This is a genomic window from Brucella sp. 22210, assembly GCF_052045675.1.
GTDB lineage: Bacteria > Pseudomonadota > Alphaproteobacteria > Rhizobiales > Rhizobiaceae > Brucella.
On the sequence record NZ_JBQEPD010000002.1, the window covers coordinates 354,402 to 381,250 of the forward strand.

The following is a 26,849-nucleotide window of genomic DNA, read 5'->3' on the forward strand; positions in this document are numbered from 1 at the left end:
CACAACGACCTAGAAGGGGTTCCAGGTCGGAGCGGCGGAAACCTTCAGATAGCCGATATTCACGCCAAGCCTCGCGCCAACGCCGGTGCGGATCGGTACGAGCACGATGTTTTCGCGCTTCAGTACGTTGAACCCGACGCCTGCAACGACATAAGCCGAACCGGCAACGCCCGCATAGCGGCCGTAAAGGTTCTGGATATCGTCCAGATTATAGACGAGCATCATGACGCGCGAGCCCTGACCGCCGAAATCCCAGCCGAGCGAAGGGCCCTGCCAGTAAGTCTTATGGTCACCGGCATTCTTCGTATAAAGCGTGCCTTCGCCATAGGTCAGTCCGCCGATGAACGCGCCGGAACCTTCTTCACCAAGAACATAGCCGTTCGGCAAGCCGAAGCTCTGGAACGCTTTCTCGACGGCGCTGGCAAGCCCGCCCGAAGCCGAGCCAAAGAACCGATGACCGGAATCGACGATTTCCTCGGCGGTGTAGGTGTTCTGCGCCCGTGCCTGATGCGGCAGAGCGAGGATGGAGACAAACAGTGCCGCAAGAAACGCGATATAATACGCCGCATTGCGGAAACTGGTTTGCGACAGGGATGGTATGGCCATTTTTATTTCCTTCTGGCTACCGCTTCTCTGTCTGACGCCCTGTTAAAAGCATGACGCCGCCTCTTCCGGGCTTTCGCGTCGAATCGCGCATATTGTAAACGCTAATTTATTGTCCAAACCTTTATGAGCGGAAATTGGCGTTACAAAGGCGAAAATCCCTCGTCTTCATCAAGGCGCCTCCATTGATAAGCTGATCTCAAAAAAGACAGCTTTGTTGCGGCTTTCTAGTGTGGCGTGTATCCAGTTAAACCGACATTCAGGGCGATTCGCCCATCTTCATGCCGCGCGTCAAACGACAGGTTTTACGGGCGGTTTCGTTAACCGATCAGGACGCGACCGTCCGGCCGAAGCGCCGCGGAGCCGGGTCCATCCGCGTTCCGGAGAAAGCGCCATGCCACTACCCGTTACCCTTTCCGCACTCGACCTCGGTGCGCTTCTGTGCAGCAGGATCTGTCATGACATCATCTCGCCGGTTGGCGCGATCAATAACGGTCTTGAACTGCTGGAAGAAGGCGGCGCAGACGAAGATGCGATGGCGCTGATCAAGTCGAGCGCACGCAACGCCTCGGCCCGTCTCCAGTTTGCCCGCATTGCCTTCGGCGCTGCCGGTTCAGCAGGCGTGCAGATCGACACGGGCGACGCGCAGACCGTCGCCACCGAATATTTCAAGAACGAGAAGCCGGAACTGACCTGGGAAGGCACCCGCGTGCTTCTGCCCAAGAACAAGGTCAAGCTGCTGCTCAACATGCTGCTGATCGCCAATGGTGCGATCCCGCGTGGCGGCTCGCTAGCCGTGCGCCTGGAAGGCGGCGATACCGAGCCGCGCTTTGTCATCACGGTCAAGGGCCGTATGCTGCGCGTTCCGCCAAAGTTCCTGGAGCTGCATTCCGGCACCACCCCGGAAGAGCCAATTGATGCGCATTCCGTGCAGCCTTATTATACGCTGCTGCTTGCCGAAGAAGCCGGCATGACGATTTCTATTCACGCGACGGCGGAAGATATCGTATTCTCTGCTGAGTAAGTGAATTTGGCGCATTTCCAGCAAAAGTGCGAAGCGCTATACGGGGAAATCAGCCCACTGGACTGATTTCTGGTCTCGCTTCGATGCGTAGGATAATGCGACAAAACAAATGGATAGAGCGGATCCAACCATTCCGTTAAAATCGGAACCGCTCTAATGCGCGGGGTCGCCCGCGCTTCTGCTGACATGATGACAGCAGGCAACGACCGTGTGACGTGAGGTGTTTCAGGCAGCTGCCCGCTGCCTTTCTGGGGGAAATTCGATGGGAGACGAAGCAATGGCCGGCTATTGCCTGCTGGTTGACGATTCATCCGTCATCCGCAAGGTCGCGCGCCGTATCCTGTCCGATTCCATCGCAGAATTTGCCGAAGTCTCCACCGGACATGACGCGCTCGACAGTTGCGCATCGCGGATGCCGGATATCATCCTTCTCGATTTCGACTTGCCGGACATGACCGCGCTCGAAGTCATCCCGGAACTGCGCGCCCTGCCCGATGGCCAGCATCCGCGCATCATCATTTGCCTCTATGAACTCGACGTCACGCGTATCATGCGTGCCAAACGCTCCGGCGCGGATGGCTACATATTAAAGCCCTTCGACCGCGCCTATCTCACCGAGCAATTCACCGCCTTGATGAGCGCCGAACAGCCGAGGCGCCCGCGTCTGGCGTGATACGGGTTTTGGCGATACGTCGCGACAAAACCACCTGATCCTCGAACTGCCAAAAACAAAAAGCTCCGCCGAAGCGGAGCTTTTTTATTCGATGACCGTAAGGTCCGGACCGATCAGGCGCTTTCGCGCAGCTCGGCATCCGGCTCGCGCAGCACATAACCGCGGCCCCAGACGGTTTCAATGTAGCTCTGGCTACCGGAAACTGCGTCAAGCTTCTTACGCAGCTTGCAGATGAAGACGTCGATGATCTTCAGTTCCGGCTCGTCCATACCGCCATAAAGGTGGTTGAGGAACATTTCCTTGGTGAGCGTCGTACCCTTGCGCAAGCTGAGAAGCTCAAGCATCTGGTATTCCTTGCCCGTCAGGTGAACGCGCTGGCCGGAAACTTCCACCGTCTTTGCGTCCAGATTGACGATCAGATCACCCGTGGTGATGACCGACTGTGCATGGCCCTTCGAGCGACGAACGATCGCATGAATACGCGCGATCAGCTCATCCTTGTGGAAAGGCTTGGTCATATAGTCGTCAGCGCCGAAGCCAAGGCCGCGAACCTTGTCCTCGATGCCGGCCATGCCGGAGAGGATCAGGATCGGCGTCTTCACCTTGGAAAGGCGCAACGTACGAAGAACTTCGTAACCAGACATATCCGGCAGATTCAAATCCAGCAGGATGATGTCGTAGTCATAAAGCTTGCCGAGATCGATGCCTTCCTCGCCCAGATCGGTCGTGTAGACATTGAAACTCTCGGACTTGAGCATCAGCTCAATGCTCTGTGCGATAGCACTGTCGTCTTCAATCAAAAGGACGCGCATCTCTTATCCCCTTTCCGCAGCCGACCAGATGTCCCTCAAGGCGGCACACGGAACCGTCGTTGCCTCTGTATGAAGGTGCCAGCAAATGGTTAACAAAATATGATTCTGGTTGGCAAGCATATTTATGCCCTGTTTAGAAAATTCTCGTAGCGATCTGAATCATAAGGAGATTCACTTTCTCATGACTCTAAAGCATCACTTTAAGAATTCTCGCTAAGCGATTCATCCGACTCTAGGTTTCACCTGTTGCTCAAAAACCACATTAGGTTTACCGAGCCTTAAGTCCTAACGCGTATGATTAACCTCGCCGGTAAAGGAATGGTTACCAAACGGGTGAAATCTTAACTTTTTGTTTCGCTACGAGGGGTGATTTCCGACAACGGCCGCGACGCTTTCCCTCTTTGGGGCTGGATTCGCGGGGGATTCGCGGTGTGAACGGGCGCATTTTGCTTATTCACACTTGTTAATAAAACATGGTCCGACCACGTGAAACGAGGGTCGACGAGACCATGTTTCGAATGAATTGGTTTAGAGCGCCGATCCGATAAGCAGGATCGAACCGTTTTCTAGACTCAGGGGGGAACGCCCCAACACATGGAAGCTGGTTGGTGTTCAAGGAGTATTGCGTATGAAGCCACGTGAAAGCCTAGTCAGGCTGAAACTGTTCCAGGTGAAGGAAAAGCGCCGTCAACTGGGCCAGCTTGACCTGATGATCGGCGAGTTCGAGCGAATGGCTGGAGAACTCGACGCCCAGATCCTGTCGGAAGAAAAGAAAGCCGGCATCACCGACATCAATCATTTTGCTTATCCGACCTTCGCCAAGGCTGCGCGCCAGCGGCGTGACAACCTGTTCGGTTCGATCGGCGATCTGATGTCGCAGAAGGAAGCGGCCGAAGCAGAACTGGCCGTCGCCGAAATCGAGCTTTCCAAAGCCGAAGCACTGGAAGAGCGTGACGGCGGCAAGGCGCCACGCGAAGTCGTCGAGCGCCCGGCCAATCAGCGTCGCGCAATGATCGGCTGATCAACGGCGAAACGATTGCGATTTTCAAGGCACTGCCCTTCTTTGTAACACTACAGTTGCAAATTCGTCAGGCCGTGGCGAAACGAGTGATTTTCGAGCACCGGAGCGGAGCGTACTTTTGGGTACGTGAGCACCGGCGCACAGGAAATTGCTCGTTGCAGCCCGGCATGGCGAAGAATGCAACTGTAGTGATAAGGGCGGTGCCTTTGCGTCTGTAAGCCGGGCCAGCAAATAACAGCCAGATGGCTCTGTCCGCACCGGCGACATAAAAACTTGGTTTGCATCCCGCCTCACCCGCATGTAGGGAAGACGTGCAATGCAGAGATCCGCCCTCTCAGGGCTTAAACCAGCCCCAAGCAAGTTCAATTTCAGCAAGACGCCCAAGCCGGTCCAGTGGGGCCTGCTTCTGGTGGTGTCGGCTGTTTTGATTGTTGTCGGGGAGCTGTTGCATCTTCCGGCAGCCTTGCTGCTGGGCGCGATGATCGGCGGTATTCTGATGGCCGCTGGTGAAAGCACCTTGCGCGTTCACAACCAGCTTTCGACACTTGCGCAGGCCGTGGTCGGCCTGTTGATTGCCCGTGCGATTACGCCTGAGTTCTTCTCCAATATGGGGCGGCATCTGCCGATCATCCTGATCTCGATGCTCTTCGTGCTGTTTTCCAGCACGCTGATTGGCTATTTGCTGGCGCGGTTCCGCGTCCTGCCAGGCACAACCGCCGTCTGGGGTTCCTCTCCGGGTGCTGCCACCGCAATGACGCTGATGGCGGAATCCTTCGGCGCAGACGCGCGGCTCGTCGCTTTCATGCAGTATCTGCGCGTCGTGCTGGTTGCGACCACCGCATCGCTCGTCGTGCGTCTTGGTGCGGGCGTGGAAATGGCAACGCCTGCCGCGATGGACTGGTTTCCACCGCTCAACCCATCCAGCCTAGGCGCGACGCTGCTTCTCGTTGTCGCTGGTGCGCTTCTTGGTCAGGTCTCGCGTATTCCAACGGGCGCCATGCTGGTGCCGTTGGTGCTGGGCGCGATCCTTCAGGATACCGGCGTCATGACCATCGACCTGCCGCCATGGCTGCTGGCGATCAGTTATACGCTGATTGGCTGGCGTATCGGGCTTGGCTTCTCGCGTGCGATCATCGCGCATGCAGCACGGGCCTTTCCCGCCGTGCTGGCATCGACACTGATTCTGATCGCCGTCTGCGGCCTGTTCGGCATGGCGCTTGGCCACATGCTCGATCTCGATCCCCTCACCGCCTATCTGGCGACAAGCCCGGGCGGTGCAGACACGGTTGCCATCATCGCCGCATCGACCAATGTCGACCTGCCCTTCATCATCGCCATGCAGACGAGCCGTTTTTTCGTGGTGCTCTTTGCGGGACCGGCGATTGCCCGCTTCGTCGCCAAACGTGTGGAAAGAAGCCTGGCAAAACGTCCGGAAAAATCGTGCAAATAAAAAACCCGGCTTTCGCCGGGCTTTTCTTCAACTGAACTGACCAGACCAGATCAGGCCTTCTTGCCGTGGAAACCACGGATAGCGCCGATGATCTTGTCCTGATCGGCTTCCGAGAGATACGGATGCATCGGCAGGCTCAGAATACGCGATGGCAAAGCTTCCGAGACCGGTAGGCCGCCCGGCGCAACCGGATAGTGCTTATATGCTGTCTGCTGGTGCAGCGGCTTCACATAATAGATCACTGACGGCACGCCCTCGGCCTGAAGATGCGCCTTCAGTCCGTCGCGGTTTTCGCTTTCGATGGAATATTGCGCCCAGGCCGAACGGTTACCGGCCGGCAAGGCCGGAACCTTCACCACATCCTTCAGCGCTTCATTGTAACGCTTAGCGATACGATCGCGCGCTTCCATTTCGTCTTCGAGGATTGCAAGCTTTTCCAGAAGAACCGCGGCCTGGATCGTATCGAGGCGCGAGTTGAGACCAATGCGAACATTGTCATACTGCGTTTCTCCCTTGCCGTGGAACAGCACGGAGCGCAGCGTGTTGGCAAGCTCGGCATCATTGGTGAACATCGCACCGCCGTCACCATAGCAGCCCAGCGGCTTGGCCGGGTAGAAGCTGGTCGCACCGACATGACCGAAAGCACCACACATGACGTTGTCGCGCTTGCCGCCGATGGATTGTGCGGCGTCTTCGATGACGAACAGGCCTTCGCGCTCTGCAATCGCGGTAATGCGGTTATAGTCGGCAGCAAGGCCGAACAGGTCGACGGGAATGATTGCCTTCGGCTGCAGGCGACCTTCCTTGCGGATAGCGGCAATGGCAGCTTCAAGCTGTTCGACATTCATATTGTAGCTGGTCGCGTCGACATCGACGAAAACTGGCTCCGCTCCGACAAGCGCTACAACTTCCGCGGTCGCGGCGAAGGTGAAGGACGGAACGAACACTGCATCGCCAGGACCGATGCCGCGTGCCATCAGAGGCATCTGCAGGGCGTCGGTGCCATTGGCGCAGGCGATCACATGTTCGACGCCCAGATATTCGCCGAGCTTCTTTTCGAACTCTGCCACTTCAGGCCCGAGAATATAGCGGCCTTCCGCAACAACCTTGGAAATGGCGGCATTGAGACGGTCTTCGATACGCGCGCGCTGCGCTCCAAGATCAATAAACTGCATGTTGGCTCCATAGAGTTGGCCTCGCACGAACCACGTACGAATCCTTGGCACCTATTTATTCGCTTGCGCCCCGCCCTGCCATGGCCGGGGCGTTCAAAGTTTTGCGAATGCTGTAACACCGCTTGACGAAACGTAAGCTCCGCCCGCGACATCTTATTTGTTATGCTTCACGGAGCCTTCGGTCAGAATCCGCAGAACATCGATCGCTTCCTTGCCATCGGTCCGCGGCGTCTCGCGCGTTTCGATGCAATGCATGAAATGCTGCAACTCGCGGGTGAGCGGCATGCCTTCCTCGACCGGTATATAGATCGGGTCTACGAACTTGAAAGCCCACTGATCGTTTTCCCGCCAGACTTCGTGCTTGTAGAGAGCAAGCTTGCGGTCCCACGGTTCGCCGTCATCGAAGACAGCCATGCCCTTGGTGCCGGTCACGCTGAGGCGACGTTCGCGATATGCATTGAGCCGTGAGGCAAAAAGATGTCCGCGAATGCCGCTCGGAAATTCCATGTGCACATGCGCAAAATCGTTCAGATGATCGATGATGGCCGTGCCTTCGCCGCGAATGGCGCTTGGCTCTTCGCCGGTGATGGCGAGAATCATCGACAGGTCGTGCGGCGCGAGATCCCACAGCGCATCGAACTGCGCGTGGAACTTGCCGAGACCGACGCGATGCGAATGAACATAACGAATCTCGCCGAGTTCACCGCTCTTGACCATGTCGAGAAGCTTCTCGAAAGCCGGATGGAAACGCAGAACGTGCCCAACCATGAAGATGCGACCGTTTTCGCGCGCAGCTTTCACTTCCGCTTCCGCCGATGCGACATCGAGCGCAATGGGCTTTTCGACGAGAACGTCCTTGCCGTTCTTCACAGCTTCGGTCGCATATTGCGCGTGGAACTGTGCAGGTAGGGCCAGAACAATAGCGTCGACGTCTGGACGGGTGAACAATTCATCGACTGGAACATTGGGAACGCCGAATTCGAAAGCGAATCGTTCGGCATTTGCCGGATTGGCGTCGGAGACTGCCTGAAGGGCGCCGAGGCTCTTCAGGGTACGAATGTGGTTGCCGCCCCAATAGCCGCAACCCAAAACCGCAATACGAGGTGCCATGAAACTATGCCTTTGCTTATGCACAGTTCCTTATCGGTGCAAATGATGGAAAACAAGACGAAACCTGTGCGAAGAGTGCTTGACAGGTTTTCATTCCCCACATATACCGCCGCCATTCCTTGCAGGAACAATGCTTTGTCCCACCGGAAACGGTGACGATAAAAAGTTCTGCAAAGCGACGCGTGGCGGAGTAGCTCAGTAGGTTAGAGCAGAGGAATCATAATCCTTGTGTCGGGGGTTCGAATCCCTCCTCCGCTACCATCGTCCCCTTCCCGAACTCATAATAAATTGATCGCAGCCATTACTGGCTGGGTTCGGGTGCTACGCCCTGATCGAAAATAAAAGCCGGCCCAACAACGCGTACCGTTCGGTCCGTCAGCGGCGCAAAGGCCGCCGTGGCGACCGTATCAACTGTATCGGCATTGCGCGCGGGGCGATTATCCGGCATCGGCATGACCACATTGCGCATAGCTTTGGCGGATCGATTGCTGGCACGCAGCTCGCTTACCTTGGCGACATAGCCCGCCCAGTCGCATTTCTGGAAGTTTCCGCTATCATGATAATTGTACGCGGTTGGCAGGTCGGCATAGGACTTGCCGCTGGTAGCGGAAATCATATCCGCCGTTTCGCCATTCGGGTCGCTCAGAACATAAAGATCGACATTTTGATTCTGGCAGATGAACCGGCATTGAGCGAGTGTTTCCGGGGTGCTCTCCGCTTTGTCGAATTGCGAATGCGGCGCCGGGAACAGGTAGCCATCGGAAAGCCGCACGCAATAGGTCAGCGCGCCCTTGCCACCCCAGGACGGCGTCGATTTATCGTCGGTCTTGGCCGTGACATTCGCTGCCTTTGGCCGGTCCACGCGTGCGCTTTTTGTTGCAGACGGCGCTTCGGAACAGGCCCGCGATGCGAGCCCAGCCGAAATCTGCCGCTGCACCTCTGCGATGCGTACCGACAAATCGCGACAGGCATTGAACAGCCCACCGCCGCTATCGCCTTTGCAGCCGCGCGCCCGCTCCATGCCGCGCAAAGCAGTAAGCTGTCTTTGCGCCATAAGCTCGGAAGCACTGGCCGCCTGTGAACAGGCCGCCTCCGCCAGTTGGGGGTAGGCCAAGAGGCCAAACAAGAAAAGCAGGGCGACAGTTTTTGTCATGACAACACCCTTTGGTCTTCAACCTTTGAGTTCTACCGCGTTGACAAGATGTGCAGCGGTACGTCGATCGTGGGGGATGAATGAGTAGCATTCAGCACTTCATCGGGGTCCATGTCCGACAGCAGTGCTGCAAGCGCCAGACGCAGATAGAGGGGGGCGTCGGGTCGTTCGATTGATTTGAGTGCGATGCGCGATATGCCGAGCGCGTAAGCCAGTTCCTGTTCGGACGTATTCAGAGATGCACAAATCTTCGCAAGTTTATCATATGCGCGTCTGCCCATTATCGTGTTCCCTCACCTGAAATGAATATGGCGACGCCGTCAGCCGCCATTAAAATTACCACTTTACATTCAGTCCGATATTGCCTTCCCAGATACGGGTTCGCTCTCCTCCAAGATTGGTTGTGTAATCGGCCGTCGCAAAAAGACTGGCCTTTTCCGATACATCGATCGTTACCCCGCCGCCCACTTCCAGCGAGGTGCCCTTCAAATTCGTGGTGATAGGATCGGTGCCAAAGATGACGACCTGATCCGATGAAAAATTCTGCCAGAGATTGGCCTTCAAATAGGGGCGCAGCTTGCCGAACGACGTGTCTTGCGTGCCCTGCAAGCGCATGCCGATGCGACCAGTCCAGGCATTGTCGGAATCAAATGTCACGCTGGAATAGCTGTCTGCCTGATCATCGAGCGACAGATGCTGCCAGATCAGTTGCGCCTGTGGCTCCAGCGTCCAGTTTCCGCCCAGCGCTACCGGATAGCCGCCTTCCAGCGAGGCCGTCACGCCATGACCGCCGACATCAATGCTTTGCTGCGCGTTGGAACTGGCGCTGCCGTCGAACCATGTTCCCATCAACACGGCATCAAGATACCAGCCTTGCGGGCCAATATGGGTCCAGTAACCGCCAAAACTGGTGCCCGAAACGTCCAGATCGCCAACTGCAAGATCGTTCCAGCCAAGCGCCTGACCGGTAATGTCACCCGTGGCACGCGCATAACCGAAGAAGACGCCGAAGCGGTCGAAATGGCCGTTGGCCGATTCATAACCGAACAGATCCTGTCCAGCCTGCAGGCCGAGGAGGCTGCCATCGACGCCGGGCCCAACCGTGCCCTTCCACTTCATGTCCACGTCCTGACCGAACACCCGCATCCAGCTTGACGGCAAATAGCCGCCGCTTTTGAGCAGGTCCTGCTCGCCCCGGCGCTCATGAAATGTGCCGAGCGTGGTCAGCGCCAGGTGATGCGCAACCGGTGGCAGCGCGGAATAGACCGGCACCTCTTCGCGATAAAGCGTGACGACATCGCCTTCAACAGGCGTCGCGTCAGCCGAAGGCGGCGCAACACCCGGAGCCGGGAGCGGCACCGGAGTTGGCACGACAGGTGCGGTCGGCGTAATTCCCTGTACGATTGTCGAGCGCAGATACCAGTTTTCAGTCGTGTCGGCGGAGACGCCACCCTTGAACAGATAATATTGGTAGGCACCCGCCGCGAGAGGCTCGTTCAGCGCAAAAGCGCCCGCAGTCGTGGTCGCACCGTTGAGCGCCTGCACCACCATGATGCCGTCGGTAGTGGTCTTCGCACCCGCACCGCCGACATTGTTCACCTCGATTGTGGTGTTGCCGGAAGCGGCACCGCTATCGATCACCAGTCTGTCCGATGGCGAACCATCGCCCGCCAATACTGTATCGATGAGCAACAGTCCGTTCTGGCCGGTATAGTTGCCTGTGATCGTGAGACTGTCGGTGGTGCTGGAGCCGCCATTTGTCAGGTCGATGCGGCCCGCATTGACCACATTGGCCAGTTGTCCCGCTGTGAAAGGCACGATGCTCGACTGTGCAGAGCCGCCCAGAATGGTGCTCGTCGCGTCGATATTGAGCGTGCCCGTGCCAGTTCCGGCGTCACCCAGCGTAAACGCCGTATCGAAAGTCAGACTGGTATTGTTGGTGAGATTGACGGTTTCCCAACTGTCGAAGCGGCTGACAGCACCTGCCACCACATTGTCGAATGTCAGACTGTCGACCCCCACACCGCCGGTGATCCGCGACGTTGCGCCTATATTGGCATCGGTGAGGTTGGCGAGCACTGCAACGTCGTCGTCCCCGCCGAGATCAACAAAGCCATTCACGACACCGCCGCCGTTCCAGGTGAACTGATCGTTGCCGACGCTCATGAGAACATTGCCGCCAATTGTGCCGCCTGTGATTGTCACGCTGTCCGCGCCACCGCTGACGCTGATATTGCCGCCAATGCTGCCGTTGGAAATGATGATTGTATCGGTGTCGAAGCCCGTCACCAGATTGCGGTCGATGATACCGCCCGACATATTGAAGTAGTTCTTGTCGAGCTTCATATCGACGCGACCGATCTGACCGCCGGTCATGACGGCATAATCGCCATCTTCGAAGGCATCGACAATCCGTCCGCCCGACATGAAAAACGTATCGCGAGCGTCACCCTGATTGAGCGACCCAATCTGGCCACCGGTCATCTGGAAATCATCGACGCCCGCGCCCTGCTGGACATTGCCCGTCACCGTGCCGCCGGAAATGACGAACGCATCTGCGCCGCTTCCCTGATCGACATTGCCGACAATCGACCCCGAATGCACCTCGATGCGATCTGTCCCCGCTCCGAAGGTCACATTGCCATTGACCGTGCCGCTGCCGCCTTCAGGCAGCAGGAGCGTGTTGTTACCGCTCGTATCAGTCAGACCTGCTGCGGACGTGCCGCTATCACAGATGAAAACATCGTCACCAGCTGTCGGTGAAAACACACATGCAGCCTGAGCATTACCAGATTGCAGAAGCACAGCGCCGACTGTGAAAAGCGCCGTCGTGGAAAGCAATAGGGCGGCCGTCAATCCGCGAACACCTAAATGCATCGAAACCCCTCAGTTCATTGCATAAAAGCCCTCGGGTATTAAGAAACCAATTTAATTTGATGGGCAATACTTAAATTTACAGTAGATAACTTCAAATCTTCATAGAAGATAAATGAATATTAGCATTTTCGATTTAACTGCAAGAAACACATTGATTTTATTAAAAAAATAACGCTGGTATCTAAAATTTACTATAAATGACCAATCACAGCGACAGCGAATAAAAATGCTTCATCATTGAATATCTATGATTTCTGCCTCTGCGATCACGGCGATGACGGCAGATTCGAACGCAGCCAACCCGCTTTCGATGCAATATTTCGGCAGTCATCGCGCCGGTTGCATTACTGTTGGAGCGCCTCATTATAGAAGGCTTCATCGCTGATTTGAGGAGGAGACATATGGAACAATCAATGGGTGGTTGCCTGTGCGGCAATGTCCGGTTTGTAACCACGGGGCGTCCCTATCGGGTTGGCCTCTGCCACTGTCTCGACTGCCGCAAGCATCACGGGGCGCTCTTTCACGCCTCGGCTATATTTCCTGAGAATGCAGTCACGGTTAGCGGCGAGACGCGCGACTATGCCGGACGGCATTTCTGCCCGCGCTGCGGCTCCACAGTCTTTGGCCGTTCTGGCGATGAGATCGAAGTCAATCTGGGCTCACTGGACGCCCCCGATCAATTCGTGCCGACCTACGAGCTTTGGACGATCCGCCGCGAGAGCTGGTTGCCGCCCTTTCCGCTCAAGAAGCGCTATGAACGCGACCGTGAAAATAAGAGCCGCTCCGAGGAATAGAGCCAGGATGCGGCAAAGCTGCGCTGGATAAGCGGAGGGCGAGCGCCTATATCCGGGCTGGAACAATCCTGAAAGCCTTGCCATGACCCTTCTCATCAACCAGCCGCATCCATCGATAGACCCCGCTTCCATTCAGGAACTGGTGGCCACATTCTATGGACGGGCACGGGAGGATGAGCTGCTCGGGCCAATCTTTGCGGAGGCCGTGCACGACTGGGATCATCATATTGCGCAGATTGCGCAATTCTGGTCGTCGGTCATTCTCAAGACCGGCGGATATGACGGGCGGCCTATGCCGCCACATCTCAAGCTCAATTTGAAGAACGAGCATTTCGACCGCTGGCTTGCGCTATTCGAGCAAACCGCACGCGATATCTATCCTGCGGAAGCGGCGATCATCTTCATCGACCGCGCAAGGCGCATTGCCGACAGCTTCGAAATGGCCATTGCAACGCAAGCGGGGCGTATCGCCGCCCCGCGTCATGCTCGCCGCCCGCTATAGTGTCTGAATCAAAAAGCGACAGGCCATGGCGAAAATGGTGATTTCGAGAACCGGAGCTTGAGCCGTACTTAAAGGTACGTGAGCACCGGAAGCGCAGAAATTGCCATTTGCAGACCAGCATGGCGGCTTTTGGATCAGACACTCAGGCGGCAGGCTTCGACTTATCCGCTTCCAGCTGCTTTTCGTGACGCAACAGCATACCGAACAGATCGCGCGGCTCATCCGGATCGGCCAGAAGGTCGAGCTGTTCATAAAGGCCCGTATCCTTCAGCTTGTCGCGCACATAACGCAGCGCCGAAAAATCTTCCGTGGCAAAGCCAACGGAATCGAACAGCGTGATCTGGCGCGCGTCCTTGCGGCCTTCCGCCTTGCCAGCGATGACTTCCCACAGCTCGTTGACCGGATAGTCTTCCGGCAGCTGCTGAATTTCACCTTCAATCCGGGTCTGCGGCGGATATTCGACGAAAATGTCGGAACGGCGCAGAATATCGCCGTGCAATTCGGTCTTGCCCGGGCAATCGCCACCAACGGCATTGATATGCACGCCCGCGCCAACCGTATTGTCGGTCAGGATGGTGGCATTGGCCTTGTCAGCCGTTACGGTCGTGATGATGTCAGCACCCTCGACCACTTCCTCAACCGACTTGCAGGCGACGATGTCGAAGCCTGCATGGGCCAAGTTGCGCATGCATTTTGCGGTCGCTTCCGGGTCGAGATCGTATAGGCGAAGCTTGTTCACACCGAGCAGCGCCTTGAACGCCATGGCCTGGAATTCGCTCTGCGCGCCATTGCCGATGATCGCCATGGTGCGGGCATTCTTCGGCGCAAGATATTTGGCGGCAACCGCAGAAGTGGCAGCCGTGCGCAGCGCCGTCAGGATCGTCATTTCGGTCAGGAGCATCGGATAGCCGCTGCCGACATCAGCCAGAACGCCAAAAGCCGTGACGGTTTGAAGACCCTCACGCGTGTTCTTCGGGTGACCGTTGACATATTTGAAGCCATAGAGCGTGCCGTCGCTCGTCGGCATCAGCTCGATCACGCCTTCGCGGGAGTGGGACGCAACACGCGGGGTTTTGTCGAAATTTTCCCAGCGACGGAAATCCTCTTCCACGTAATCTGCGAGTTCCTTCAGGAAGGTCTCGACGCCGATGGAAAGCACCAGCTTCATCATGTTGTCGACACTGACGAAGGGGACGATGTTGAGGTTCGGCTGGGTCATTCAAATTCTCCTTAAACACGCTCCGAAAGACTGACACGACCTTCGGAACGCATTGCGTATTGATACAATGATCGGAGCGTCATTCTGTTGCGTCGGGCCGCATAACGGCCCAAGCAGGCAGGTGACACGCCTTAGTAGCTGATCGTCGGACGATCCATGACGCTGCGGCCCAGAAGGCTCGCCATCAGATCGACCATGACGGTGGCTGTGCGGCCGCGTTCATCAAGGAACGGGTTCAGCTCGACCAGATCGAGGCTCGTAACCAGGGCGCTGTCATGCAGCATTTCCATGATGAGATGCGCCTCGCGGAAGGTCGCGCCGCCCGGAACCGTGGTGCCGACAGCTGGTGCAACCGACGGGTCAAGGAAATCGACGTCGAGGCTGACATGCAGAAGGCCATCTTCCGCTTTCACGCGGTCGAGGAAACGGCGCAACAGAGCGGCCACGCCGTGCTCGTCAATCATGCGCATGTCGAAAACCGAAACCTTGGTTTTCTGGATGGCCAGACGTTCCGCCGGATCGACGCTGCGGATACCGAGCATGCAGACATTGTGCGGATCGATAGCGGCTTCAAGCTTTGGGAAATAGCCTTCGAAGCCCTTCTGCCCGGTGTAATAGGCAACCGGCGTGCCATGCAGATTGCCGCTGGTTGTGGTTTCCAGCGTGTGGAAATCCGTATGCGCATCGAGCCAGAGCACGAACTGCTTGCGACCCTTTGCGGCAGCGCGGCGCGCAATGCCCGGAACTGTTCCGGCAGCCAGAAGATGGTCGCCGCCGAGGAAAATCGGGAAGCCCTCTTCGCTCTCGCGGAAAGCCGCGTCGCTGATCGCCTCGATCCATGCAACTGCGCTTGGCAGCGCCTTGATCGCGTGGTTTGGATGTTCCTGCGGGGCCTTTGCAGCCTGTGCTGGGCTGGGAACCAGATTGCCGAGATCCGTAAAACCGTGACCAAGCTCGCGGATGGCATCCGCAATACCGGCAGCACGGTAGGAATCGGGACCCATATTGCAGCCTGCGCGGCCAGTGCCTTCCTGAACGGGTAGTCCCAAAATCTTGCAATGCATTAAACAAGGTTCCTTCTGATTATTGCTCCAAGATTCATCATTTTTATTTGGCGATGTGAACCAACCGGATTGGCAATTTTATCGGTTTGGTTTATCAGAATGTCGGATTGGCTTTTCAAATTGGAGAAACTATGGACGATCTGGATGAAAAGCTTATTACGCTTTTGCGCCATAATGGCCGCCGCAGCATATCCGACATTGCGATAGACCTTGGCGTTTCCCGCGCAACGATACGTGCGCGCATGGAGCGACTGGAGCGTTCAGGCGATATTCTGGGCTATACGGTCATTCTGCGCTCGGACGCTGTCGACCTGCCGGTGCGCGGCATCATGATGATCGAAATCGAGGGCCATGTCGCCGACCGTGTGGTCAAGGCGCTTGGCGGTTTCTCTGAAATTTCCGCCGTCCACACCACCAATGGTCGTTTTGATCTGGTGGTTGAGCTGGGCGCGGCCACCCTCACCGACTTCGATGCAGTGCTGCGTCGGATCCGCCTTGTGCCCGGCATCAAGGCCAGCGAAACCAATCTTCTGCTGGCCACGCCGCGTTCGACCCGCGCCAGGCTCTGATTATTCAAGTATCGTAAAGAAAAGCCCGGTCGCGCGACCGGGCTTTTTTGTTTTCAATATCAGGCGAGCGCCGGATAATCCGTATAGCCCTTGGCGCCACCGCCATACATATGCTGCTGGTCCAGTTCGTTGAGCGGCGCATTTTCCTTCAGACGACGCACGAGATCCGGATTGGAAATGAACGGCTTGCCGAATGCCACCAGATCGGCGCGACCGCGGGCAATTTCTTCCTCGGCCAGCTCGCGGTCATAGCCATTATTGACCATCCAGGCGGCATCGCCGCCAGCGTCGCGATAGACCTGCTTCAGGTGAGCATAGTCGAAAGGCTGCGGGCCCTGCTGGAAGTCACGCGGACCGCCGGTTGCGCCTTCGATAATATGAACATAGGCAAGGCCGTACGCGGCAAGCTTGTCGATGACATAATCGAACAATGGCTGCGGATCGGAATCCGATGCGTCATTGGCGGGCGTGACCGGCGAAAGGCGGATACCAACCTTGCCTGCATCGACCGTCTTGGTGATCGCATCGACCACTTCGAACAGGAAGCGCGCGCGGTTTTCAATCGAGCCGCCATATTCGTCTGTGCGCTGATTGCTGCCCGAACGCAGGAACTGGTCGATCAGATAGCCGTTGGCCGCATGAATTTCGACACCGTCGAAGCCGGCAACGTCAATCGCATCCTTGGCAGCCTTGGCATAGGTGGCGACGATTTCTGCAATCTCGCTCTTTTCCAGCGCGCGCGGCTCGGAGGTCGGTGCGAATTCGCCCGTGCCATCAGGATGAACCAGATAGGTCTTCGACTTGGCAATGATCGCCGAAGGTGCGACCGGCTTGCCGCCATTCGGCTGCAAGGTGTTGTGGGAAATACGGCCCACATGCCACATCTGCACAACGATCTTGCCACCGGCGGTGTGAACGGCATCGGTCACCCGCTTCCAGCCAGCGAGCTGCTCGGCCGAATAAAGACCCGGAACATCGGCATAGCCCTGTCCCTGATGACTGATCGGCGTTGCCTCGGTGATGATGAGGCCAGCACTGGCGCGCTGCTCGTAATAGGTGACATTGAGATCATTCGGCACGGCGCGCGGCGAGCGATTGCGCGTCAGCGGCGCCATCACAACGCGGTTGGCAAGCTTCAGATCACCGACGGTGACAGGATCGAACAAGGTGGCCATAGTGCATTTCCTTCAAGTTGGAAAAGTTGGTCAAACGGGAAGAACTGGTCAAAGACCGGATAGCGACGCGATGAAGGCGGCAATCGCCTCTTCGTCGCGTTTGTAGAACGTCCATTGGCCGACACGATGGGGCGTTATCAGCCCCGCTTTTGTCAGCACGGACAAATGGGCTGAAACGGTGGATTGAGACAGACCACACCGTTCGAACTGGCCCGCGCACACGCCCATCTCCAAAGACATGTGCTGAGCGGAGAAATGTTTCCCCGGCTCTTTGAGCCAGCTCAAAATTTCGAGACGCACCGGATTGCTAAGTGCCTTGAATATCTCATCCAAGGGTATCGCCGAGACCGTAGATTGAACGTCCGACATTGCAATCACCTCGCTGATCTAATGCATATCGTCATTTCACGATATAGATATCGCTGAAACCCGATTTAAAAAGGGGGGAGGTGTTCACATCGGCGTGAACGGCCAAACTGCCGCCTTTCCTGTGGAACATCGATACCGCCTTGATTGCGCCGAACGGACATCCGACTATGTTCGCTGCAAATATTTGAGATTGGAATGAAGATGGCGGACGACAGCAAGCGCATTGCCGGAATTATCGCGGCGGAAATCAACGCAAGGCCAGAGCAGGCACTCGCCGCTATCGGTCTGCTGGACGAAGGCTCGACCGTGCCCTTCGTCGCGCGCTACCGCAAGGAAGTCACCGGCGGGCTCGATGATACGCAGTTGCGTCAGTTGTCCGAACGCCTTGCCTATCTGCGTGAGCTTGAAGCCCGCCGCACATCCATTCTGGAATCCATCCGCAGTCAGGAAAAGCTGACACCCGAACTGGAATTGAAGATCGCCAATGTCCAGACCAAAGCCGAGCTGGAAGATCTCTATCTGCCATATAAGCCGAAGCGCCGCACCCGTGCGGAAATCGCCCGCGAGCGCGGCCTTGGACCTCTGGCCGAGGCGATCCTCACCGACCGCCGCCTTGTGCCTGCCGAGATAGCCGCGTCCTATGTCACCGGCGAAGTCGCCGATGTAAAAGCAGCACTCGATGGCGCGCGCGACATCATTGCCGAAGGTTTTGCGGAAAATGCCGAGCTGATCGGCAATCTGCGCAACTATCTGAAGGACCGTGCCGTTCTGCGTTCACGTGTTGTCGACGGCAAGCAGGAGGCAGGCGCGAAGTTTTCGGATTATTTCGATCATTTCGAACGCTGGGCCACCGTCGCCGGTCACCGTGCGCTCGCCATGCTGCGTGGACGCAACGAGGATTTTCTGTCGCTCGACATCGAAATCGATGCCGACGATACCTCACCTGTGAAACCCGTCGAGCGCAAGATCGCTGCCGCCTATGCGATTGGCGGCACGCTGCCGGGCGATCGCTGGCTGATGGAAGTGGCAGGCTGGGCATGGCGCGTGAAGTTGTCGCTCTCGCTTTCGCTCGACCTGATGCGCGATCTGCGCGAGCGCGCCGAAGAAGAGGCGATCAATGTGTTCGCCCGCAATCTGAAAGACCTGTTGCTGGCCGCACCCGCCGGTTCGCGCGCCACGATGGGCCTCGATCCGGGCATCCGCACCGGCGTCAAGGTAGCGGTGGTCGACGGCACGGGCAAGCTGCTCGACACCACCACGGTCTATCCCTTCCCGCCGAGAAACGACGTGCGTGGCACACAGGCTGAACTGGCCAGCCTCGTTCGCAAGCACAGAATAGAACTCATCGCGATTGGCAATGGCACCGGCAGCCGCGAGACGGAACGTCTCGTCGTGGACATGTTGTCGGACATGCCAGCGCCAAAACCGCTGAAGGTCATCGTTTCAGAAGCGGGTGCATCGGTCTATTCGGCATCGGAAGCCGCCGCCTTGGAATTCCCGCAACTGGACGTTTCGCTGCGCGGTGCGGTTTCCATTGCACGCCGCCTGCAGGATCCGCTGGCCGAACTCGTTAAGATCGAGCCGAAATCAATCGGCGTCGGCCAGTACCAGCATGACGTCGATCAGATACGTCTTGCCCGCGCCCTCGACGCCGTTGTCGAAGACGCGGTGAATGCGGTTGGTGTCGATCTCAATACGGCATCCGCCTCGTTGCTTGCCCGCGTGTCGGGGCTTGGCACATCCATCGCCGAGGCAATTGTGGCCCATCGCGATGCCGAAGGCGCTTTCAAGAACCGCAAGGAACTGCTCAAAGTCGCGCGTCTTGGCAACCGCACTTTCGAGCAATGCGCGGGCTTCCTGCGCATTCCGAACGGCAGCGAACCGCTTGATGCTTCATCGGTTCACCCGGAAGCCTATGGCGTGGCGAAGAAGATCGTTGCCGCATGCGGTCGCGATGTGCGTGCGCTGATGGGCGACAGCGTGGCGCTGAAAAGCCTCGACCCGCGGGTTTTCGTGGATGAACGTTTCGGCCTGCCGACCGTACGCGACATCATTGCCGAACTGGACAAGCCGGGCCGCGATCCGCGACCGGAATTCAAGACCGCGACCTTTGCCGACGGCATTGACGATATCAAGGACCTGAAACCCGGCATGATGCTGGAAGGCACCGTGACCAACGTGGCCGCCTTTGGCGCTTTCGTGGATATCGGCGTGCATCAGGACGGCCTTGTGCATGTCTCGCAGCTCGCAGACCGTTTCGTCAAAGACCCGCATGAAGTGGTGAAAGCGGGCGATGTGGTGAAGGTGCGTGTGACGGAAGTGGATGTGCCGCGCAAGCGCATCGGCCTTTCCATGCGCAAAGACGGTGGCGATGCCACCGGGCGCAAAGATGGCGGCGAAGCCCCTGCTCAGCGTGGTCCCAGCACCCGCGACCAACGCCCGGCCAAGAACTTCACGCCGCAGCGCAAGCAGGAACAGCCCGCAACGGGCGGGTTCGGCGCTGCACTGCTGGAAGCGATGAAGAAGAAATAAGAACCAGACGGCCTTCACAACCCACGTGAAGGCCGTTTCACACTTTTCGTGATGCGCTTATCTATTTGTTTCTACGCATTATCCTACGCAAAACCGCTACGCACTTTTGCTGGAAATGCTCTAGTTTTGTACCTGCGGCACCGGGCGTTTTGCCTGCCCGGCCAACCGTCGGCCAAAGGCGATCATCGGCTTTTCGACAAAACGATAGGTCAGGCTGGAAACGGTAAAGGCAGCCACCACGCAGAGCACCATCGTTATCAGGTCGCTCCACAAGCCGGTCGGCGGCAGGAACAGAAAGATCGTCCAGAATACCGGGACGTGAAAGAGATAGATTGAATAGCTGATCTCACCCGTCGCTGCCAAAATTTCGGATTTCGGTCGCATGGTCCAGAGTGACAGCAGAAAAACCGCATAGGCCGCGATATAGGCGGCAATGACCGGAAACTTGCCGACGATGAAGAATGTGTCGTTCCGGGCCAGCGAGAAATCACCAATCGAACCGATAATGCTCATCTGCACGATGGCCAGCACCAGCGCGGTCCAGACCGCATGCGGCGCCTTTTCGATAACGGCGAGACGCAAGAGCAGGCCACAAAACAGAAACGACAAATGCAGCCCGATATAGATCACCGGCAAGTTGATGCCGAACGAGCGCAACATGAACGGCACGCCGGTGGAAGCCGCCAGCAATAACCCGGCGGCGAAGATCATCAATGGCTGGCGCAAGATGCCCGCCATGAAAGCCAGCGCGATCAGGACGTAGAAGGCAAGCTCGATGAAGAGCGTCCAATAAACGCCCGACAGCCAGGGCTGGCCGAACATATTTGCCGCCATGGTCACATTGGCGGCCAGTGTTTTCAGTTCCGGACTGTCGCCCGTGAACGTCAGATGGGCCCACATGAAAGCCAGAGACAGCCAGAAAGCCGGATAGAGGCGGAAGAAGCGCCCTATGGCAAAACGCCGGATCGGATGCTCGCCCTTATTGCCGCTTCGGATGCTGAACGGCACCACAAAACCGCTGATCAGAAAGAACAGAACCACGCCAAAACGGCCAAAGTCGAAGCTTGTGACCAAGGACATCAATATGCCGAATAACGGCGTGTCCTTATAGGTCGCGTGATGCAGTATATCGGCGAAGAAGTGATGAAACACAACTGATGTTGCGGCTATCGCACGCAAGCCATCAATATTGGAAAAACGGGCTGCCGCCATCTCCCCTCCAGCAAAAATATTAGCCTGAGCTTATATGGCAACCTCGCTTCTCACAAGAAGACTTACATGTTTTGGTTAGTGTCAGATTTTATTGCCGATTGGAAAGCCGGTTGAAGCTTTTCTCACCGGCATATCTTCGGTCGGGATGATCCAGCCGCCGCAGATCGCGATACGAACCTCGTCGCCCTCTTCCAGCCGAACCGGATCGCGCACTTCGAAATGAAGTGCAATTTCCGGCTTGGTTATGACTTCGGCCTCAATGCGCGAACCACCGCCGCGATAAACAGAACGCTTCACGCGAACCGGAATTCCACCGGTTTCGGTGAGTTTCAGATCGGCAGCCCGCACGCAAAGCTGCGCATTGGCGCGTGGCATTTCGATGCCTGAACAGCGCACCTGCGTGCGGCTGCCCAGCACCAGCGCTTCGCAATGTCCCGCTTGCGCAAAAGACACCACTTCGGCAGGCAGAACCATGCCATGGGCGATGAAGGAGGCCACCATTTCACTGGCAGGTTCTTCATAGAGCTTTCGCGGCGTATCGAACTGCTGAAGCTTGCCGTGATCGAGTACCGCGATGCGGTCGGCAAGCGCCATGGCTTCCGCCTGATCATGGGTGATGTAGATGATCGTCGTTCCGGTGCGCTTGTGGAAGGCGGCGAACTCGTCTTCCATCGAGGCGCGCAGATGCACGTCGAGATTGGCCAGCGGCTCATCGAACAGCACCAGCGACGGCGCTGCCACCAGACAGCGGGCGAGCGCCACGCGCTGGCGTTGTCCGCCGGAGAGATTGGCGGGACGACGATCACCGAAACCGTCGAGATCGACCAGCGCAAGCGCTTGCCTCACCCGGCGTTCCCGCTCGGCCCTGGCAACCTTGGCCACGCGCAGACTGTAGCCGACATTTTCCGCCACGGTCATATGCGGCCAGAGCGCATAATTCTGGAAGACGATGCCGACCTGCCGCTTTTCCGGCGGCACGTTGCCGCCTGCATGGGAGACGCGCTTATCGCCGATGTTGATTTCACCGCCGTCAACTTCCTCGAAACCCGCAATCATGCGCAGAAGCGTGGTCTTGCCGCAGCCGGAAGGTCCGAGAATGGCAACGAACTCGCCGTCATTCACATCCAGTGTCACGCCGGACAGAGCCTGAAACCCGTTGAACGTCTTGGATACCTGGTCGATCTTCAGTCGCGCCATGGCAGGACTCCGTTTGGAAGACGCCGCGCAAACAGATTTGTTGCAAGCATCAGCATGAATGTCACCGCAACGGCCACAATGGACAAGGCAGCCGCATAGGCGGAATCACCCGCCTGTTCGAAAGAAAACATCACCACACCCAGCGTTTCCGATCCCGACGCCCAGAGAAGCGCAGAAACCGTCAGCTCGCAAAACGCGGTCATGAAGATGAGCACGCCGCCTGCAAGCGTCGCCGGTGCGACAAGAGGAAATATAATCGTGCGCAGCCGATAGAAAAGCCCCGCACCTGCAACGCGTGCCGCCTCCTCCATCGCGCGATCAATCTGGTGCAGACCGGCAACCGTTGGCCGCAGCGCCAGCACAAAGAAGCGCGCGAGATAGGCAAACAGGATGATCCAGAGCGTATTGTACAGGCTGACACCGATTACAGGCAGCGGTTTCAGGAACAGCAGCAGACAGGCAATCGCCAGCACGACGCCGGGAAGAGCATAGGGCAACTCAGCGGCAAAATTGAGCACCGGCGTCCAGCGCCGCTTGCGCCAGGCCAGCATATAGGCAAGCGGCACGGCGATCAGAACGGCGAATAGCGCTGCGATCAGCGACAGCAGGATGCTATTGCCGAAGGCGCGCGCCGCTCCACCATGTTCCATGAGCACGAAGCGGAAATTTTCAAATGTCGCAGTGGCGAAAGTCAGCGGCACGCCATAGGCCGGGACCAGCGCCGAAAGCGTCAACCCGATCAATGGCAGCGCGAGTACAACGACAATCATCAGCCATGCCACAACTTCGGCCAGCAGACGCCAGGGGCCGAGCGCGAAAGGTGCTGCGGGCAGCGATGTGGAGACGATGCGGAAATCGCGCCTGCGCGATGCATAATCCTGCGCTGCGATGCCCGCCATGGCGATCAGCCCGATCAGCACCGATAATACGGCAACGCTCGACAGGACCGATGGCCCGCCACCGGCAAGACGTTGATAGATCAGCGTTGGCAGGACGAGATAATTCGACGGAATGCCCAGAAAGGCCGGAATGCCGAAATTGCCGACACAGGAGACAAAGGCCAGAGCGGCAGCGCCGATGATCGACGGTGTCATCAGCGGCAATATGATGGTGCGCAGCACGGTCCATTTGCTCGCACCTGCGCTCAAACCGGCCTCGACCAGTTCACGCGGCAGCTTGCGCAAGCCTGCCCGCACGATGAGGAAAACCAGCGGCCCATATTGCACGCCGAGCAGAAAGATAATGCCCCAGACGGAATAGAGCGGATTGCGACTGCCAAGCGGCGGCGCCATGCCGAGGAGTTTAAGAAACTGGCTCGACGGCCCGAATAGCTGGAGCCAGGCCAGCGCCGTTACCTGCGGTGCGATCAACAGCGGCGTTACATAGAAAAGCACGAAGAGATTGCGGCCGCGCATATTGGTGAGGCCCACCAGCAAGGCCGCGGCAATGCCGAAGGCAAGCGCCAGCAACGTACCGCCAATACCGATTTGCAGGGAATGCCATGTCGCAACCCATGTCGACTGGCTGCCCAGCGTCTCAACCAGAACAGATGTCGAAAACTGGCCCTGCGGCGCAACAAGCTCCACCAGCAGCCTGCCCATCGGCAGAAGCGACAGAACCGCCACGATCAGTGTTACGCCAACAATCAGGGCCGCATCGCGGCCCTGAAGGTCTTTCATGATACGCATCGAAATGCCTTATCCGCCAAACAGCTCGGAGAACTGCTTCTTGTCGGCATCAGTCTGATCGAGAACCTTCTGGGTGTCGATAGACATGATGTTGATCTTGGTGCCTTCCGGCAGCCAGGCCGGACGGCCAACGCCTTCCTTGGCAGGCAGATAGCCCTGATCCAGCGCCAGCTTCTGGCCGTCGTCGGAGAGGATGAAGTCAACGAACTTCTTGGCTCCATCGACATTCTTGGCAGTGGCCATGATGGCGACCGGCTCGGTCACGGCAGGCACGCCTTCTGACGGGAACACGAACTCGACCGGCGAGCCCTTGGCCTTGGCGTTGAGCGCCATGAAGTCGACGAGGATGCCGTAAGGCTTTTCACCGCTGGCAACAGACTTCAGTACCGCGCCGTTGCCCTTCACGCTTGCCAGTTCATTGGCCTTGAGATTCTTGAAGTAATCCCAGCCCAGATCCTTGTTGAGCGCAAAACCGCTCAGCAGGTAAGCCGCTGCGCCCGAATAAAGCGGGCTCGGCATGACCACCTGGCCCTTATAATCGGCCTTGGCGAGATCAGCCCAATGTTCCGGCTTCTGCGATGCGCCGGTATTATAGGCAATGCCGGTGGTGATCAGCTTGGAGCCGAAATAGGTCTTGTCGGCGTCATAGGCGTCGGCTGCAAAACCATCGACCTTGGCTTCCGGATAGGCGAGCAGACGCTTGTCCTTCTTCAGGCCTTCCATGGTCACCGCATCGGCGATCAGCAGCACGTCTGGCTGCGGCGCACCGGCGGAAAATTCTGCGGCAAGCTTGGTGAGGAGTTCGCTGGTGCCGGAACGGAAAATCTGCACTTCCGTTTCCGGATTGGCCTTGCGGAAAGCCTCGACGGTTTTGGTCGCATCCGCTTCAGGCTGCGAGGTATAAAGCGTCAGCGTGTCGGCCTGTGCCACAGCGATGGATAGAGCAAGAAGCGCAGGTACGGCGACGGCCCGCTTCAGCATCTTGTTCATGGGGTTTGCTCCTCGAATTTCGGTGTAATGCTCGCCAGCATGGCCGGCAATGCCAGCGCAGCCCTGCCGCGTGCGAACTGATAGCGCGCAGATACTGTTATGGCGATAGGCACGATCATTTCTATTCATGCTGCACCTGTCAAACATCCTGCGTCGTAAATTCGGAAAGCAAAAAAGCCTTCCGGCGGAATCACGTCCATCGGAAGGCTTTTAAGGCATTGAATGTTCTTGCCTATCAGCGATCCGCACCCCTCCAATCTGGAGACGATGCGCATCGCAATAGAGGATTTGCGCTGCGGTTTTATGACAAGCCGCAGGGGTGCAGAAAAATCAAATTACCATTTCTGCGACATGGGCGATCTGCGCGCCTGCTTCGTAGTAAGCTTCGCGAACACCACGGAAATTCTGCGCCTTGGGATCGCTGACCGGCAGTGGCAGATCGTCTTCCTTGATTTCGCCCGAAACGAGCTGCGACAGGATCTTGCCGAACACGGTGCCCGGCACGATGCCGCGACCATTATAGCCCGAGAAGCCGACCACATTGCGCGCCAGACGGTGGAACTTCGGCAGGCTGTCATTGGTCATGCCGATCTTGCCATACCATTCCGCTTCGAACTCGACATTGCCGATCTGCGGGAACAGGCGCTTGAGCGACTTCTTCGCCCAGGCCTTGTGCACGGAAGCGCCCGTATTGCGCAGGGCGCCGACGCTGCCGAACACCAGACGGCCCTGTTGGTCGAAACGGAAGGACGACAGAACTTCCTTCGTGTCCCACGCGCCCTGCCGTTCCGGCAGAATGCTCTTCTTCAGATTGTCGGAGAGCGGCGTGGTTGCAAAATTGAAATAAGGCAGATGCACCAGTTCGGCGCGGACTTCGGCCCATGGCGCATTGGTGTAGGCATTGGTGGCAACGACCACCCAGTCCGCCGTGACCGAACCCTTGGCGGTCTTGACGGTCCACTTGCCGTTCTTTTCTTCAGCGCCAACCACCGGGCTGCCCGTGAAAATCTGTGCACCTGCACCAACTGCCGCATGGGCCAGACCGCGCACATAGGCCAGCGGCTGGATCGTACCGGCGCGCAGATCAAGCAGCGAACCCGCATAGGCCTTGGTGCCGACCTTGGCTTCGGTTTCTCTAGCGTCGAGCAGTTTCACATTGGCGCCACGACGCGCCCATTGCTCACAGCGATCTTCCAGTTCCTTCAGACCCTTTGCGCCCACGGCGCAATGCAGCGTGCCCTGCTTTTCGACTTCGCAGGCAATCTTGTTTTTCTCGATGATTTCGAAAACCAGCTTCGGGCCATTGCCCAGAACATCGAGCAGACGCGCACCGTATTTTTCGCCGAGAACACCCGGCAGATCATCGGGCATCACCCACATGCCGGCATTGACCAGACCCACATTGCGACCCGAACCGCCAAAGCCGATCTCAATACCTTCAAGGACGATCGCCTTCACGCCCTTTTCCGCCAGATGCAAAGCCGTGGAAAGACCGGAGAAACCGCCGCCCACAATCACCACGTCGGCCGTCAGGTCGCCTTGCAGCGACGTGGTCTTCGGAGCAGCCGGAGCGGTCTTTTCCCAAAGACCATGAGAGCGCGGATCGTTCAACATTGAGAGCAACCATTTCATATATTGGA

At 57.6% G+C, this 26,849-nt stretch carries 24 protein-coding genes and 1 tRNA gene; 9 read left to right on the forward strand and 16 right to left on the reverse strand.

The genetic code is table 11. The annotated features are described in order from the left end of the window. Nucleotides 1-9: 9 nt before the first annotated feature. The gene (locus tag ACTJKP_RS04590) at nt 10-606 is read right to left on the reverse strand and encodes a DUF1134 domain-containing protein (protein WP_078338797.1); all 597 of its coding nucleotides are present in this window, start codon (nt 604-606) and stop codon (nt 10-12) included. A gap of 391 nt (nt 607-997) precedes the next feature. Between ACTJKP_RS04590 and chpT the strand changes: the two genes are divergently transcribed. Both chpT and ACTJKP_RS04600 read left to right on the forward strand, forming a co-directional pair. After that, on the forward strand, nt 998-1,627 hold the full coding sequence (gene chpT, locus ACTJKP_RS04595; protein ID WP_440629829.1) for a histidine phosphotransferase ChpT: 630 nt from the start codon (nt 998-1,000) through the stop codon (nt 1,625-1,627). 262 nt (nt 1,628-1,889) lie between these two features. After that, nucleotides 1,890-2,300: a response regulator gene (locus tag ACTJKP_RS04600; protein ID WP_078338798.1), complete on the forward strand. Its 411-nt coding sequence runs from the start codon at nt 1,890-1,892 to the stop codon at nt 2,298-2,300. Nucleotides 2,301-2,413: 113 nt separating this feature from the next. Here the strand turns inward: ACTJKP_RS04600 and ctrA are convergent, their stop codons facing one another. Continuing rightward, the gene (gene ctrA / locus ACTJKP_RS04605; RefSeq protein ID WP_078338799.1) at nt 2,414-3,112 is read right to left on the reverse strand and encodes a response regulator transcription factor CtrA; all 699 of its coding nucleotides are present in this window, start codon (nt 3,110-3,112) and stop codon (nt 2,414-2,416) included. Between the two features lie 628 nt (nt 3,113-3,740). On the opposite strand from ctrA, the gene ACTJKP_RS04610 reads away from it, so the two are divergent. Continuing rightward, a complete protein-coding gene (locus ACTJKP_RS04610; protein ID WP_078338800.1) occupies nt 3,741-4,133 on the forward strand; it encodes a flagellar export protein FliJ in 393 nt (130 codons plus the stop codon). A 316-nt stretch (nt 4,134-4,449) separates the two neighbouring features. After that, nucleotides 4,450-5,583, forward strand: coding sequence for an AbrB family transcriptional regulator (locus tag ACTJKP_RS04615; protein WP_440629830.1), 1,134 nt, complete (start codon nt 4,450-4,452; stop codon nt 5,581-5,583). 50 nt (nt 5,584-5,633) lie between these two features. Here the strand turns inward: ACTJKP_RS04615 and ACTJKP_RS04620 are convergent, their stop codons facing one another. Next, nucleotides 5,634-6,758 carry a DegT/DnrJ/EryC1/StrS family aminotransferase gene (locus ACTJKP_RS04620; protein ID WP_078338802.1) on the reverse strand — a complete coding sequence of 375 codons (1,125 nt, stop codon included), beginning with the start codon at nt 6,756-6,758 and terminating at the stop codon, nt 5,634-5,636. Nucleotides 6,759-6,911: 153 nt separating this feature from the next. Then, nucleotides 6,912-7,868 carry a Gfo/Idh/MocA family protein gene (locus ACTJKP_RS04625; RefSeq protein WP_440629831.1) on the reverse strand — a complete coding sequence of 319 codons (957 nt, stop codon included), beginning with the start codon at nt 7,866-7,868 and terminating at the stop codon, nt 6,912-6,914. Between the two features lie 184 nt (nt 7,869-8,052). Here ACTJKP_RS04625 and ACTJKP_RS04630 point away from each other — a divergent pair. Then, nucleotides 8,053-8,129 (forward strand) — tRNA-Met (locus ACTJKP_RS04630). 40 nt (nt 8,130-8,169) lie between these two features. Here the strand turns inward: ACTJKP_RS04630 and ACTJKP_RS04635 are convergent. Genes ACTJKP_RS04635 through ACTJKP_RS04645 form a run of 3 tightly spaced genes read right to left on the reverse strand, consistent with a single transcriptional unit; the run spans nt 8,170 to nt 11,898 of the window. Next, nucleotides 8,170-9,021 (reverse strand): DUF2865 domain-containing protein, encoded by an 852-nt coding sequence (locus ACTJKP_RS04635; RefSeq protein ID WP_440629832.1) that lies wholly within the window; start codon nt 9,019-9,021, stop codon nt 8,170-8,172. A 32-nt stretch (nt 9,022-9,053) separates the two neighbouring features. After that, nucleotides 9,054-9,302: a hypothetical protein gene (locus tag ACTJKP_RS04640; RefSeq protein ID WP_078338808.1), complete on the reverse strand. Its 249-nt coding sequence runs from the start codon at nt 9,300-9,302 to the stop codon at nt 9,054-9,056. Between the two features lie 55 nt (nt 9,303-9,357). Continuing rightward, nucleotides 9,358-11,898, reverse strand: a complete 2,541-nt coding sequence (locus ACTJKP_RS04645; protein WP_440629833.1) for an autotransporter family protein — start codon at nt 11,896-11,898, stop codon at nt 9,358-9,360. Nucleotides 11,899-12,299: 401 nt separating this feature from the next. On the opposite strand from ACTJKP_RS04645, the gene ACTJKP_RS04650 reads away from it, so the two are divergent. Continuing rightward, nucleotides 12,300-12,692 carry a GFA family protein gene (locus ACTJKP_RS04650; protein WP_078338810.1) on the forward strand — a complete coding sequence of 131 codons (393 nt, stop codon included), beginning with the start codon at nt 12,300-12,302 and terminating at the stop codon, nt 12,690-12,692. 82 nt (nt 12,693-12,774) lie between these two features. Then, on the forward strand, nt 12,775-13,194 hold the full coding sequence (locus ACTJKP_RS04655) for a group III truncated hemoglobin (protein ID WP_280994211.1): 420 nt from the start codon (nt 12,775-12,777) through the stop codon (nt 13,192-13,194). Between the two features lie 142 nt (nt 13,195-13,336). Here ACTJKP_RS04655 and ACTJKP_RS04660 read toward each other — a convergent pair whose 3' ends face one another. Next, complete coding sequence (locus ACTJKP_RS04660; protein WP_078338812.1) at nt 13,337-14,413, reverse strand: ornithine cyclodeaminase; 1,077 nt, start codon at nt 14,411-14,413, stop codon at nt 13,337-13,339. A gap of 131 nt (nt 14,414-14,544) precedes the next feature. After that, on the reverse strand, nt 14,545-15,477 hold the full coding sequence (gene rocF, locus ACTJKP_RS04665) for an arginase (RefSeq protein ID WP_440629834.1): 933 nt from the start codon (nt 15,475-15,477) through the stop codon (nt 14,545-14,547). 131 nt (nt 15,478-15,608) lie between these two features. Here rocF and ACTJKP_RS04670 point away from each other — a divergent pair, with 131 nt between their 5' ends. Beyond that, nucleotides 15,609-16,046 carry an Lrp/AsnC family transcriptional regulator gene (locus tag ACTJKP_RS04670; RefSeq protein WP_078338814.1) on the forward strand — a complete coding sequence of 146 codons (438 nt, stop codon included), beginning with the start codon at nt 15,609-15,611 and terminating at the stop codon, nt 16,044-16,046. Between the two features lie 59 nt (nt 16,047-16,105). Here ACTJKP_RS04670 and ACTJKP_RS04675 read toward each other — a convergent pair whose 3' ends face one another. Both ACTJKP_RS04675 and ACTJKP_RS04680 read right to left on the reverse strand, forming a co-directional pair. Beyond that, nucleotides 16,106-17,221, reverse strand: coding sequence for an alkene reductase (locus ACTJKP_RS04675; protein WP_440629835.1), 1,116 nt, complete (start codon nt 17,219-17,221; stop codon nt 16,106-16,108). Nucleotides 17,222-17,269: 48 nt separating this feature from the next. After that, entirely contained in the window at nt 17,270-17,590 is a 321-nt protein-coding gene (locus tag ACTJKP_RS04680) for an ArsR/SmtB family transcription factor (RefSeq protein ID WP_440629836.1), read from the reverse strand. Nucleotides 17,591-17,791: 201 nt separating this feature from the next. On the opposite strand from ACTJKP_RS04680, the gene ACTJKP_RS04685 reads away from it, so the two are divergent. Then, a complete protein-coding gene (locus ACTJKP_RS04685; protein ID WP_440629884.1) occupies nt 17,792-20,122 on the forward strand; it encodes a Tex family protein in 2,331 nt (776 codons plus the stop codon). 120 nt (nt 20,123-20,242) lie between these two features. On the opposite strand, the gene ACTJKP_RS04690 is transcribed toward ACTJKP_RS04685, so the two are convergent. The 5 genes from ACTJKP_RS04690 to ACTJKP_RS04710 form a co-directional block, all read right to left on the reverse strand. Further along, on the reverse strand, nt 20,243-21,334 hold the full coding sequence (locus tag ACTJKP_RS04690) for an acyltransferase family protein (protein WP_440629837.1): 1,092 nt from the start codon (nt 21,332-21,334) through the stop codon (nt 20,243-20,245). Nucleotides 21,335-21,415: 81 nt separating this feature from the next. Beyond that, the gene (locus ACTJKP_RS04695; RefSeq protein ID WP_440629838.1) at nt 21,416-22,531 is read right to left on the reverse strand and encodes an ABC transporter ATP-binding protein; all 1,116 of its coding nucleotides are present in this window, start codon (nt 22,529-22,531) and stop codon (nt 21,416-21,418) included. Next, nucleotides 22,519-24,219, reverse strand: coding sequence for an ABC transporter permease (locus tag ACTJKP_RS04700; protein ID WP_440629839.1), 1,701 nt, complete (start codon nt 24,217-24,219; stop codon nt 22,519-22,521). Before ACTJKP_RS04700 ends, ACTJKP_RS04695 begins: the two co-directional genes overlap by 13 nt. Nucleotides 24,220-24,228: 9 nt before the next feature. After that, on the reverse strand, nt 24,229-25,209 hold the full coding sequence (locus tag ACTJKP_RS04705) for an ABC transporter substrate-binding protein (RefSeq protein WP_280994220.1): 981 nt from the start codon (nt 25,207-25,209) through the stop codon (nt 24,229-24,231). A gap of 330 nt (nt 25,210-25,539) precedes the next feature. Then, complete coding sequence (locus ACTJKP_RS04710; protein WP_138785408.1) at nt 25,540-26,823, reverse strand: NAD(P)/FAD-dependent oxidoreductase; 1,284 nt, start codon at nt 26,821-26,823, stop codon at nt 25,540-25,542. Nucleotides 26,824-26,849: the final 26 nt, after the last annotated feature.